This window comes from Aquincola tertiaricarbonis (assembly GCF_000969605.1).
GTDB classification, from domain to species: Bacteria; Pseudomonadota; Gammaproteobacteria; order Burkholderiales; family Burkholderiaceae_C; genus Aquincola; species Aquincola tertiaricarbonis.
In genome coordinates, this window is record NZ_JZUE01000006.1 from 240,910 (window position 1) to 253,134 (window position 12,225).

12 protein-coding genes are annotated in these 12,225 nt (G+C 71.8%); 7 read left to right on the forward strand and 5 right to left on the reverse strand.

Features of this window, described 5'->3' with window-relative positions; all coding sequences use genetic code 11:
- Nucleotides 1-72: 72 nt before the first annotated feature.
- Entirely contained in the window at nt 73-552 is a 480-nt protein-coding gene (locus VO99_RS09625; protein ID WP_198156905.1) for a PaaI family thioesterase, read from the forward strand.
- A gap of 24 nt (nt 553-576) precedes the next feature.
- Nucleotides 577-966, forward strand: coding sequence for a VOC family protein (locus tag VO99_RS09630; protein WP_046112607.1), 390 nt, complete (start codon nt 577-579; stop codon nt 964-966).
- On the opposite strand, the gene VO99_RS09635 is transcribed toward VO99_RS09630, so the two are convergent.
- Together VO99_RS09635 and VO99_RS09640 are read right to left on the reverse strand one after the other, a co-directional pair.
- Nucleotides 941-1,570, reverse strand: a complete 630-nt coding sequence (locus VO99_RS09635; RefSeq protein WP_046112608.1) for a PAS domain-containing protein — start codon at nt 1,568-1,570, stop codon at nt 941-943. The two genes, VO99_RS09630 and VO99_RS09635, sit on opposite strands and share 26 nt — an antisense overlap.
- A gap of 23 nt (nt 1,571-1,593) precedes the next feature.
- Entirely contained in the window at nt 1,594-3,666 is a 2,073-nt protein-coding gene (locus tag VO99_RS09640; RefSeq protein ID WP_046112685.1) for an ATP-dependent helicase, read from the reverse strand.
- Between the two features lie 141 nt (nt 3,667-3,807).
- On the opposite strand from VO99_RS09640, the gene ribA reads away from it, so the two are divergent.
- The 3 genes from ribA to VO99_RS09655 are packed head-to-tail and all read left to right on the forward strand — an operon-like array spanning nt 3,808 to nt 5,894.
- A complete protein-coding gene (gene ribA / locus VO99_RS09645) occupies nt 3,808-4,482 on the forward strand; it encodes a GTP cyclohydrolase II (protein WP_083440479.1) in 675 nt (224 codons plus the stop codon).
- A 33-nt stretch (nt 4,483-4,515) separates the two neighbouring features.
- The gene (locus VO99_RS09650) at nt 4,516-4,980 is read left to right on the forward strand and encodes a hypothetical protein (protein WP_046112609.1); all 465 of its coding nucleotides are present in this window, start codon (nt 4,516-4,518) and stop codon (nt 4,978-4,980) included.
- Nucleotides 4,977-5,894, forward strand: a complete 918-nt coding sequence (locus VO99_RS09655; protein WP_046112610.1) for a DUF2145 domain-containing protein — start codon at nt 4,977-4,979, stop codon at nt 5,892-5,894. Before VO99_RS09650 ends, VO99_RS09655 begins: the two co-directional genes overlap by 4 nt.
- Here VO99_RS09655 and VO99_RS09660 read toward each other — a convergent pair.
- From VO99_RS09660 to VO99_RS09670, 3 genes are all read right to left on the reverse strand, one after another.
- Nucleotides 5,881-7,485 (reverse strand): sensor histidine kinase, encoded by a 1,605-nt coding sequence (locus VO99_RS09660; protein WP_046112611.1) that lies wholly within the window; start codon nt 7,483-7,485, stop codon nt 5,881-5,883. The genes VO99_RS09655 and VO99_RS09660 overlap by 14 nt on opposite strands.
- Before the next feature lie 103 nt (nt 7,486-7,588).
- A complete protein-coding gene (locus VO99_RS09665) occupies nt 7,589-8,590 on the reverse strand; it encodes a sigma-70 family RNA polymerase sigma factor (RefSeq protein WP_232315323.1) in 1,002 nt (333 codons plus the stop codon).
- Between the two features lie 260 nt (nt 8,591-8,850).
- Nucleotides 8,851-10,359 (reverse strand): GGDEF domain-containing protein, encoded by a 1,509-nt coding sequence (locus VO99_RS09670; protein ID WP_046112612.1) that lies wholly within the window; start codon nt 10,357-10,359, stop codon nt 8,851-8,853.
- A 250-nt stretch (nt 10,360-10,609) separates the two neighbouring features.
- Here VO99_RS09670 and VO99_RS09675 point away from each other — a divergent pair, with 250 nt between their 5' ends.
- Nucleotides 10,610-10,840, forward strand: a complete 231-nt coding sequence (locus tag VO99_RS09675) for a DUF2789 domain-containing protein (protein ID WP_046112613.1) — start codon at nt 10,610-10,612, stop codon at nt 10,838-10,840.
- Complete coding sequence (locus VO99_RS28740) at nt 10,837-12,216, forward strand: tetratricopeptide repeat protein (protein ID WP_052736225.1); 1,380 nt, start codon at nt 10,837-10,839, stop codon at nt 12,214-12,216. The genes VO99_RS09675 and VO99_RS28740 overlap by 4 nt, the downstream gene beginning before the upstream one ends.
- Nucleotides 12,217-12,225: the final 9 nt, after the last annotated feature.

Genomic DNA, 12,225 nt, shown 5'->3' on the forward strand with positions numbered 1-12,225 from the left:
TGTCACTTGGCGGACAGGCGCATCGCCAGCTTGCGCCTAGATTGGGCGCATCCGTCACTCCGAGGTGGTGCCATGTCGCAGTCGACCGACCTGCTTGCCCTGCTGCGGGCCGTCAATGCCACAGCAGCCTTCAACCGGTGGTGCGGCATCGAGGTCATCGACGCCGGCCCAGGCACTGCCACGATTGCCATGCCCTGGCGCCCGGAGGCGGGGCAGTACGCGGGCTTCCTCCATGCGGGCCTGGTGGGTGCCTTGATCGACACGGCCTGCGGCTTCGCGGCGGCCACCGTGGTGGGCAAGGTGCTGGCCTCGCACTACGCGGTCAACTGCCTTCGGCCGGCGGTCGGCGAGCGCTTCATCGCCCGGGCCAGGGTCGTCAAGCCGGGCAGGCATCAGGTCTTCACCGCCTGCGAGCTGTTCGCGGAATCCGGCGGGAACGAGAAGCTGGTGGCCACGGGCGAGACGATCCTGCTGACCGTGGCAGCCGCAAGCGATGCCGACACGCCCAGTCGCCTTCCGCCTGTCGATTCCGGAGGGCCCGGTTCGTCATAGGCAGACACCCCCCAGGAGCCCACCATGCTGCAAGACCATCCATTCTTCGCCTACATCCCCGCCGCCGACCTGCCGCGGGCGCGTGCGTTCTATGAAGGCCAGCTGGGCTTCAAGCCGGATGAGGAGACCGGCGGCGGTGTGGTCTACCGCTTCGCGGGCGGCACGGCCTGCTTCCTCTATCCCACGCCCAACGCCGGCACCTCGCAGGCCAGCCAGGCCTTCTGGCAGGTGGCGGACGTGGATGCCGAAATCGTCGCGCTGCAGGCGCGCGGCGTGGTGTTCGAGGACTACCCCGACATGCCCGGCGAGCGCAGCGCGGCCGGGGCGGTGACCGCCGGCGGTGCCAAGGCGGCCTGGTTCAAGGACAGCGAGGGCAACATCCTCGCCCTCATCCAGCCCCAGCCGGCGGGTTGAGGCCGCGCGCCTGCAGTTCCGCCGCTGCCCTGTGCAGCAGGTCTTCCACCTGGCCCAGCAAGCGGTCGCGCTCCTCCACCAGTGCGGTCCACGCCGCCCCGGGCGGGCCGCCGTCGTCCGGCGGGCGTGCGGTCAGCAGCCGGTGGAACGGCCGCTCGAAGGCCGGCGCATCCGGTGAAGTGCGCGGGCCGTCGCCGGGCAGGCCGCCGCCCGGCGTGGAAGGGCGCGGGGTCACGTCGATCATGGTGCCGACCATGCGCAGCACACCGCGCTGCACGCAACGCTCCACGACACGCCCGCGCGAATGCACCACGCGGTAGCCGGAGCCGTTGCTGCGCAGCCGGAAGGTGGATTCGTAGGTGGCCTCGTCGCCGCGCATGTGCGCGCGCATCGCGCCCAGCATGCCGTCCAGGTCCTCCGGGTGCACCCGGCAGCGCCAGAAGTGCGTGCGATCGGCGGCATGCGGCTTCGGAAAACCCAGCTTCTGCTTCCATTGCGGCGAGTGGGCCACCATCTCCAGGTTCGGACGAAGATCCCACACGCACAGCTCGCCCGCTTCGATGGCCTGCCGCCAACCCCATGCGAACGGTTCCTGCTTGTCCATGGGCGGGGATGGTAGCGGCGCCGTCAGGCCCAGCGCCCTTTCAGCCGCATGCCGATGTCGAAGCGCTGACCCAGCGCCAGCGGCGCCGCTGGCGCGGCCGCATCGGCCAGCGGCGTCACCCGCTCGAAGTACCTCTGCGCCAGGACCTCGGGAATGAAGCGCGACAAGCTTGCATAGACATGTCGGTCGCCGTGCTTCACCTGGTCGGTGACGTAGAAGCGCTGCGGCACCAGCAGGTCCAGGTGCTGCTTTGCGCGGGTCATGCCCACGTACAGCAGCCGCCGTTCCTCGTCGATCTGCGCGCTGTCGCGCGTGCTCATCTCCGAAGGGATGCAGCCGTCCACCACGTTCAGGATCTGCACCGCGGCCCATTCCTGGCCCTTGGCCGAATGCAGCGTGGACAGCACCAGGTAGTCCTCGTCCAGGTGCGGCGGGCCGGCCTCGTCGCTGCTGGCGTCGGGCGGGTCCAGCGTCAGCTCGGTGATGAAGCGCTCGCGGCTGGCATGGCCGGCGGCGATGCGGGCCAGTTGCTGCAGGTCGGCCTGGCGGGCCGGGGCGTCGTCGTGCAGGCGCTGCAGCACCGGCTCGTACCAGCGCATCACCCAGTCCAGGTCGCCCGGCCAGCTGCCGGCCTGCTGCAGCTGCGCATACAGCGCGACGAAGCCCGACCAATCCTCCTGCGCGGCCGGCGGCATAGGCCAGGCCAGCAGCGCAGCGGCCGGGTCGGCGGCCTGTTCCAGTGCATCCAGCAGCTTGCGGGCATGGGCCGGACCCACGCCGGCCACCAGCTGCGCCACGCGGAAGCCGGCGATGCGGCTGCGCGGGTTCTCGGCCCAGCGCAGCACGCACAGCACGTCCTTCACATGGGCCGATTCCAGGAACTTGAGGCCACCGAACTTCACGAACGGGATCTGCCGCCGCGTGAGTTCCAGCTCCAGCGCGGCGCTGTGGTGCGAGGTGCGGAACAGCACCGCCTGCGATCGCAGCTTGAAGCCTTCCTCGCGCAGCGCCAGCACCCGGTCGGCCACGCAGCGGGCCTGCTCGCCCTCGTCGGCCACGGCCACCAGCCGCGGCCGCGCGGCGGCGGTGCGATCGGTCCACAGCTGCTTGGCATGGCGCTCCGGCGCCAGCGCGATCACCGCGTTCGACGCATCCAGCAGCGGCTGCGTGCTGCGGTAGTTGCGCTCCAGCGGCACCACCCGCGCAGGCTGGCCGAACTGGTGCGGGAAGTCGAGGATGTTGCGCACCTCCGCCGCGCGGAAGCCGTAGATGGACTGCGCATCGTCGCCCACCACCGTGAGGCCGCGGCCATCGGGCTTGAGCGCATGAAGCACCGCCGCCTGCAGCCGGTTGGTGTCCTGGTACTCGTCCACCAGCACATGGTCGAAGCGCGCGGCGATGTGCGCAGCCAACGCAGGCTCCTCCATCATCGCGGCCCAGTACTGCAGCAGGTCGTCGTAGTCGAGGCTGTGCTGCTGCTGCTTGGCCGCGGTGTAGGCCGCGAACAGCGTGTTCAGCTCCGCAGCCCAGCCTTCGCACCAGGGGAAGGCATCGCGCAGCACCTCGGGCAGGCTGCGCTGGCTGTTCACCACGCGGGAGTAGATGGCCAGGCAGGTGCCCTTCTGCGGGAAGCGGCTGCGGGCCGCGGCCCAGCCGCCTTCCTGGCGCGCCAGGTTCATCAGGTCCTCGGCATCGGCGCGGTCGAGGATGGTGAAGCGCTCGGGCAGGCCGATGGCGGCGGCGTATTCGCGCAGCAGCCGCGCGCCGATGCCGTGGAAGGTGCCTGCCCAGGGCAGCGTGGGGGCACGGGTGGCGCCGGGCAGGCCCAGGGCCTGGTGCAGCGTGCGGCCCACGCGGCGCACCATCTCCTGCGCCGCGCGGCGCGAGAAGGTGAGCAGCAGCACCCGCTGCGGATCGGCCCCGGCCATCACCAGGCGGGCCACGCGGTGCGCCAGCGTCATCGTCTTGCCGCTGCCCGCCCCGGCGATCACCAGCAGCGGCCGTCCATCGGGCTCGGCCACGCCATGCTCGACGGCGTCCCGCTGCTGCGGGTTGAGCTGCGCAAAGGAATCAGGGCGGGTGACGACGGCGGACATGGGCGCGGACTGCAGGAACGGCCCGGCCACTGTACATGCATACATGCCGGCGGCCGCACCACCCCTGCTGTAACGACGGGCTCGGGTTCCGCGCCACAATGAGCGCAGCTGAGCTGGCAGACCAAGATCTCAAACCATTCGATGAACGCGCCCCTGCGGCCGGCCGACGTGGCCGGGCCTTCCGTCGGCCTATCCGCCGACACCACCACCGACGTACCGGCCCTGTTCTATGGCGGCAGTTGCCGGCTGCCGACCGAGATGGGCGAGTTCACGCTGCACGGCTTCCGCGATGCCGCCGGCCGCGAGCATGCGGCACTGACCATCGGCGCCGTCAACGACGGCCTGCCGGTGCTCACCCGGCTGCACTCCGAATGCCTCACCGGCGACACCCTGTTCAGCCTCAAGTGCGACTGCGGCCCGCAGCTGCAGGCCGCGCAGCAGGCCATCGCCACCGAAGGCCGCGGCGTGCTGCTGTACCTGCGCCAGGAAGGCCGCGGCATCGGCCTGGTGGACAAGATCCGCGCCTATGCGCTGCAGGACGCCGGCGCCGACACCGTGGAAGCCAACCGCCGCCTCGGCCTGCCCGACGATGCCCGCGACTACCGCGTCGCATCGCAGATGCTGCACACGCTGGGCGTGTGCTCGGTTCGGCTGCTGACCAACAACCCCGCCAAGGTGGAGGCGCTGCGTGCGCTGGGCGTGGCGGTGGAGGAACGGCTGCCGCTGCGCGCCGGCGAGAACCCGCACAACAGCGGCTACCTGCTCACCAAGGCCTTGCGCATGGGCCACTGGCTGGGCGCAGCAGAAGAGGCCTGACGGTTATCCTGCCGGCTCCCTGACGGAGTTGAGATGAGCGTTTCCTGCAAGCCGTTGGCCGCCGCCCTGGTGGCCAGCATCGCCGTGATGGCATCCACCGCCCGCGCCGACAGCGTGGTCTCCTCCGCCTCCAGCGCGGGCTCGGCCTCCTCGGGCAGCGTGTCCGATTCGATCCAGGGTTCCAGCCGCAGCTCGGGCGGCGACGACCGCGTGGCCGAGGGCGACTACCGCATCGTGGCGGTGGCTGCGGCCGAGCGCCCTGGCCGCCTGCGCCTGACGCTGCAGGCCGAGGCCACGCCCGGCCCGCAGGGCCGCTTCCAGCTGGAGCTGCCGCAGCAGGCCGTGCAACCGGCCGGCCTCGTTCAAGGCGACCTGGTACACGCGCGCCACCGGCCCTACGGCGTGCAGTTCGCGCGGGTGGACAACCGCCAGCCCTTCTTCCTGGTGCTGGCCGACACCTGGCACGGCGAGCTGGCCTCGCGCCCCGTCCCGCTTTGAGCCTGCGCCGCGCGGCCCGGCGGGCCGCCGCGCTCCTGCTGCTGCTGGCTGCCGCCGGCGCGGCCCAGGCCGGATCGCCCGCCTTCTGCGGCCGCGGCCCGCAGCTCAGCGCCGCGCAGCAGGACCAGCTGCTGCAGTTCGCGGCCCTCATCAAGCAGCAGCTGGATGCCTCGGGCCACGAGGTGGCCCTGATCGCCCGCAGCGGACTCGACCTGGACCGCTTCGGCCTGCGCTATTCGCATGCCGGCATCAGCCTGAAGGCCAGCGCCAACGGCCCGTGGTCGGTGCGCCAGCTCTACTACGCCTGCGACGAGAGCCGGCCGCGGCTGTACGACCAGGGCATCGCCGGCTTCGTGATGGGCAACGACCGGCCCGACACCGGCCATGTGTCGATGGTGCTGCTGCCCGCGGCCGCCGGGGCGCAACTGCAGGCCGCCGCGCTGGACAACCCGCGAGCGCTGAGCCTGCTGGCCGCCACCTACAGCGCCAATGCCTATCCCTTCAGCCAGCGCTACCAGAACTGCAACCAGTGGGTGGCCGAGCTGATGGCGTTGGCCTGGGCGCCGCTGGCGGGCGAGCGCTCGGCGGGCCTGCGGGCACGGGCCCAGCACTGGCTGCAGGCGCAGGGCTATGCGCCGCAGCCGGTGGACGTGGGCTCGCATGCGCTGATGTTCGCCGGCCCCTTCATCCCGTGGGTGCACTTCGACGACCATCCGCAGGACGACGTGCTGTCGCTGCAGCTGAAGGTGAGCCTGCCCACCACGCTGGAGGCCTTCGTGCGCCAGCAGGTGCCGGGCGCGCAGCGGCTGGAGCTGTGCCACGACGGCGCGCAGGCGGTGCTGCGCCGCGGCTGGCAGCCGATGGGCCCGGGCTGCCAGGCGGCCCCGGGCGACACGGTGTTCAGGCTGGACTGACGAGCTGCGGTGCCAGCGTGAAGTGAAAGCGCGCGCCCTGCCCGGGCGCCGCCTGCGCATGGATGCGGCCACCGTGCCGCTGCACCACCCGGTGCACGATGGCCAGGCCGATGCCGGTGCCGGGGAAGTCCGAGGCCTTGTGCAGCCGCCGGAAGGGCTCGAACAGCTGGCCGGCCTGCGCCATGTCGAAGCCGGCACCGTTGTCCCACAGGCAGAACTCGGTGCCGCCGTTTGCGGCCGGCGCGGCCGAGAAGCCGATCACCGCGTCGGGCTGGCGGCTGCTGAACTTCCAGGCATTGGCCACCAGGTTGTCCAGCGCCAGCCGCAGCAGCGGCAGATCGGCCTGCGCCACCAGCGTGTCGTCGATCTCCAGCCGCACCTGGCGCTGTGGCTCGCGCTGCTGCAGCGTGGCCAGCATCTCGCGCACCAGCGCGCCGATGCGCACCGGCTGCAGCCGCAGGTCGCTGCGCTGTACCTTGGCCAGCGTCAGCATGTCGTCGATCAGCGTGTCCATGCGGCGCGCGGCCAGCGCGATGTGGCGCACGAACTGCTCGGTCTGGCCGTGCAGCGGCGGCTCATGGTCCATCAGCAGCAGGTCGGCATACCCCTGCACCGCGCGCAGCGGCGCGCGCAGGTCGTGCGAGAGCGAATAGCTGAAGGCCTCCAGCTCGCGGTTGGCCTCGCGCAGCTCGCCGGTGCGCTGCTGCACCCGCTGCTCCAGGCCCTGCAGCAGCGCCACGTTCTCCAGCGCCAGCGAGGTGCTGTCGGCCAGCGCCTGCAGCAGCGCCACCTGGTCGTCGGTGGCTGCATGCTCGACCGACCAGTAGTTGCCGATGGCACCGATCGGCGCCTCGGCCCGGATGGGCACCATCACCAGGCTGCGCACGAAGGTGGGTGCGTAGGCGTCCTGCGGGATGCGCTCGTCCAGCCGCACGTCGGGCACCACCGCGGCCCGGCCCTGGCGCATGACCCAGCCGCTGATGCAGCTGTCCATGCCGAAGCGCCGGCCCTTCCACAGCGGGCCGATGGCGTCCTCGTCCACGTAGTGGCACAGCTCGCCCTCGCGCAGCACGAAGGTGGCGCCGTCGGCGCCGGTGAGCTGCCGCGCGCCGCGGCGCACCACCTGCACCACCGCCTCCACGCTGCGCGCCATCGACAGCTGCTTGACCAGGTCCACCAGCAGCGCGCGGGCCTCGGTCAGCGTGGCCAGTCGCTGGGTCTCGCGGGCGGCGTTCAGCCGCTGCAGCGCGCTGGGCAGGCGCCACAGCTCGTTCTTGGGCACGTAGTCGGTGGCGCCGGCGGCCAGGCAGTGCTCGCTCCAATAAGGATCGGTGCGGCCGCTGACGAAGATGAACGGAATGCCGGGCTGGCGCTGGCGCGCCAGTTCCATCGCCTGCAGGCCGGTGATGCCGGGCACCGAGTTGTCCGACACCACTGCGTCGAACCGGTGCTGGTCGATGGCGGCATGGAATTCCTCGGCATTGCCCACCTGGCACCACATGGGATGGCGGCCCAGGCGCGTCACCTCGCGGTGCACCAGGTCCGCATCGAAGGGGTCGTCTTCCAGGTGAAGAATGCGCAGGTCGTGCATGGGTACGGCTCCATCCCATGGGGGCGGCCACCCCCTTTGCGCACCATGTTAGCGGTCACCGACTACACCGCCCGTGACAGCCGTCGCAAAGCCCCGGTCGGCTTCAGCCCCAGCGGGTGCCGGTACGCACGACGATGCGCTCGTCCTCGCCCGGGCCGTGGAAGCGGCGGTCGGGTGCGGTGAGGACGTCCTCCAGCATCCGGCCCCAATGGGCCTGGCCGCAGGCCTGGCGCCGCAGCGCCGCCTCGCGCTGCTGCACCAGGTGGTCGAAGCGCTCGCCGGTGTCGGCGCCCACGCGGTCCACCGCCCGCACCGGGCTGTTGCCCATGTGCATGGCGATGCGCCGGCACACGGCTGCATAGCGCTGCGCAATGCGCGACACGCTCAGGCTGAGCGAATCGGCCAGCTGCACCGGCGTCATGCCCACGCCCAGGTAGGCGTCGATCACCTGGCGGTCGGTCTCGGGCAGCTTGGCGAAGAAGCGCTCCAGCCGGCGCAGCAGCAGGCCGGTGTCCACCCGCGCCTCCACCTCGTCCTGCGGCGTGGCGGGCTCGCGCGCGGCCAGGTGGCCGGCCTCGTCGTCGTCGGTGCGCGCGGGCAGCTGCTCGGGGCGCGCGCGGTGGGCCGCATGCTCCAGCGCGGCCACCTCGTCGATGCTGATGCCGCAGGCCTGGCTCAGGTCGGCCAGGCTGGGGCTGCGGCCGTGCAGGGTGCACCAGCGCTCGCGCGCGATCTCCAGCACCTTGATGCGGCGGCGCTCGGCGCGCGGCAGCACGTCCATGCCACGCAACTCGTCCAGCATCGCGCCGCGCACCCGGGCGCGGGCATAGCGCACGAAGGCCTGGCGGGCCTCCTCGCTGTCATGGTCGCCTTCATAGCGGAATGCCAGGGCGGACTGGGCCACGGCGATCAGGCCCACCTGGATCAGGTCGGCGCGCTCCACGTTGGAAGGCAGCTTGCGGGCCAGCAGGCTGGCTTCCTGGCGCACCCAGGAGGTGTTCCGCGCGATCAATGCGGAACTGAGGCCATCCATCGACATCAAGCGGCCATCGCGCGCAGCCGTGCAGGCGGCGCCGGATGGCAGGTGCTGTTCGAAGTTCAGCAAAGGAAATCCCTCTTGTCAGAATGTTTTGCGGCAATATGTGCCTACGTTAAGGCAAATAATCACCATTCGTGTGACGAAACGCACACGGAAACATCTCGAGGGTGGTAACAGCGGGGGGCGGTTCTTTGCGCAGCGGGTCGTCTACCGCTGCGAACGGTGTGTAACTGGCATCAAGTTACACCTCGCTGCAGCGAAGCAAGAGTCGTGCGATGCAACTGGCAGGACGCGCGGCAAGAGCACCCGCCGTGCCTGCCCAAATTTCAAGCCCGCGCGGCCCAGCGCCGCTTGCCTGCACGCTTGGCCTCGTACAGCGCCTCGTCGGCCCGCCGCATCAGGTCGGCCACGGTGGCGCCCGCGGCCGGCGCCACCGCGATGCCCACGCTGGCCGATACCGGCTGGCGCACACCGGGATAGGGGTCGGACAGCGCCCGCACCAGCTTTTCGGCCACGATGGCGGCGCCGTCGGGCGTGCTGTCGCTCAGCAGCACCACGAACTCGTCGCCGCCCAGGCGGGCCGGCACGTCGGCCGAGCGCAGGCTGGCGACGATGCGCTGGGCCGCCATCTTCAGCACCTGGTCGCCCACCGCATGGCCGTGGTGGTCGTTCACCGCCTTGAAGCCGTCCAGGTCCAGTGCCATCAGCACGCGGCGGTGGCCGTTGCGCTGGTCGTCGATCAGCTGGCGGTGGGCCAGGGCCTCGAACAGCAGCCGGTTGCTCAGGCCGGTCAGGGCATCGGTGTGGGCCAGATGCTGGGCATGGGCCAGCATGCGCGACGCCTGTTCCAGCACCTGGCCGACCGCGTCCGCCTCCTTCAGGCCGGTGCGCGGCGCGGCCACCAGCTCGCCTCGGCCCAGCGCCATCGCCGGGCCGATCAGGCCCTGCACCGACTGCGTCAGCCGCCGCGCCCAGCGCAGCGCCACGCCCATGCCCACCGCCATGGCGCCGGCCACGCCCAGCGCGGCAATGGCCAGCGAGCGGTGCAGCTGCCGCATCACTTCCGACTGCGGCGCGCCCACGGCCACGCTCCAGTCGGACACGCTGGAGCGGGTAAAGGCCGTGACCACGTCGAAGCCTTCGCGGGTGCGGGTGTCGAACACACCTTCGCGGCGGCTGCCGATGGCCTCCACCAGCGCGGGCTGGGCCGGCGTGCCGACGAAGCGCGCGTTGTCCAGCGAGCGGGCAATGATGGTGCCCTGGCCGTCGACCACCGCGGCCACCCAGTTCTCCGGCAGTGCATGGCGGCGCAGCAGCCCCGCCACCCGCGCCGGCGACAGGCCCACCGCCAGCGCCTGGGCCACCTTGCCGTCGCGCCAGACGGGCACCGCCACGCTGATGGTGCTTTCCTTGAACAGGCCGTTGCCCAGCAGGCCGGTGACGGTCATCTCGCCGCGGTCGAACACCCGGGCCAGTTCGGGCCGCGGGCCGGCCCCCGGCAGTGGCGTGCCGAAGGCATGCAGGGTGTTCAGCAACTGGCGGCCGTCGCGGCCGACCAGCACGAAGTTGTCCACCAAGCCCACCGCCAGCGCCTGGCTGGCCCGCTGGTGGAAGTCGGCCAGGTGGCCGCTGGCCAGTTCGCTGGAGGTGGCCAGGGCCTCCAGCGTGGCGCCGATGCGCGCCAGCTCACGGTCGATCTCGCCGGCCGCGCCCTGGGCCAGCAGCAGTTCCTCCCGGTACAGCTTCTCGCGCTGCAGCCGGTAGTCCTCGAACAGGAGGGCGCCCGCGGCGATGGCCGCGGGCAGCACGCAGGCAGCCACCAGGGCGGCCAGCATGGCCCGCACCGACCAGGCCCGCGGGCCCGCCGTCGCGGCGGCGTCGCCCCCAGCACCCGTCCACTCAGCCACGCTCGAACTTCCGCATTGGCGCTCCCGCGATGTTTGTGCTTTGCAGGCTATTGTCCGCCTCGCGGGCGCACAACGGCCTGCACCTGCTGCACACGCAGGGCCGCATCGGCGCGCAGCCGCGCTTGTCCTACAGCCGGCACGCCCGCCCGCTGTTAGCGTTCCGGCCAAAGGAGTACGCATGGAACTACCCAACCACGACCTCGGTGAACTCTTCAGCCAGCTGGGCCTGCCCAGCAGCACGCAGGAGATCGAGCAGTTCATCGCCACCCACCGGCCGCTGCCGCCGGACATGCTGCTGGGCGATGCGCCGTTCTGGTCGCCGGCGCAATCCCAGTTCCTCAAGGAGGAGTGGCGCGAGGACGCCGACTGGGCGCCGATGGTGGACCAGCTGAACCTGCGGCTGCGTTGAACACGCCGGCCGCAGGCACGCCCGCCGCGCTGGAGGCCGCGCGCGGCCTGTTCCTGGAGGGCGTGGCCCGGTTCGAGGCCGGCCATGCGGCGGAGGCCGCCGAACGCTTCGAGGCGGCGCTGGCCCTGGCGCCGGGCCGGGTGTCGGTGCTCATCAACCTGGGCGCGGCACGGCTGAAGCTGGGCCAGCGCGAAGCCGCCCTTCAGGCGCTGGACACGGCCCTGGCCGCCGAGCCGCAGCATGCCGATGGCTGGACCCACCGCGGACTGGCGGCCGGCGAGCTGGGCCGGCATGCCGAGGCACTGGGCAACTTCGAGCGGGCCCTGGCCCTGGACCCCGGCAGCGGTGTCGCGCAGTTCTACCGGGCGCTGTGCCTGGGCCACCTGCAGCGGCATGCCGAGGCACTGGCCGCGCTGGAGCGCCTGCTGCAGCACCAGCCGCAGCGCGCGCCGGCCTGGATGCTGCACGGCCAGACACTGCAGCAGCTGCAGCGCCATGCGGAAGCCCTGCCCTCCTACCGCCGGGCCGTGGCCGTCGACCCCACGCTGGGCGCGGCCTGGAGCCACCTGGGCCAGCTGCTGAAGGACCTGGGCCGGCGCGACGAGGCCGCCGCCGCGCTGCGCCGCGCCATCGACGAAGGCGACGACGCCGACACCAACCGCTACTTCCTGGCCGCGCTGGGCGTCGAGGCCGCGCCGTCGGTGGCGCCCAGGGCCTATGTGCAGGCGCTGTTCGATGGTTATGCCGACGACTTCGAGCCGCACCTGGTGCAGGTGCTGCGCTACCGCGCGCACGAGGACGTGGCGGCCGACGCGCTGGCGGCCTGGCAGGCCGGCCAGCCCGCGGGCGCGGCGCCGGGCTGGGTGATCGACCTGGGCTGCGGCACCGGCCTGTGCGGCGCCCGGCTCAAGCCGCCGGCACAGCACCTGGAAGGCGTGGACCTGTCGCACACCATGGTCGAGGCGGCGCGCCGCCGCGGCGTGTACGACACCCTGGCGCAGGCCGACATCACCGAACACCTGCAGGCCGGCGCCCGGCACTTCGACATCGCGGTGGCGGCCGACACCTTCATCTACCTGGGCGACCTCGGCCCGGTGTTTGCCGGCGTTAGGCATGCGCTTCGGCCGGGCGGCGTGCTGGCGTTTTCGGCCGAGATCGCCGCGGCCCCGGAGGACGGCGCCGAACCGCCCGACTACCGGCTGGACAGCCACATGCGTTATGCCCACAGCGAGCCCTACCTGCGCCGGCTGGCCGCGGCGCACGGCTTTGCGGTGGTCAACCTGGTGCGGCGGGTGCTGCGCGAGGAACAGCGGCGGCCGGTGATGGGCTGGATCGTGGCGTTGCGAATAGAGATGGCAGCAAAGGCCGAGCAATAGTCAACGAAT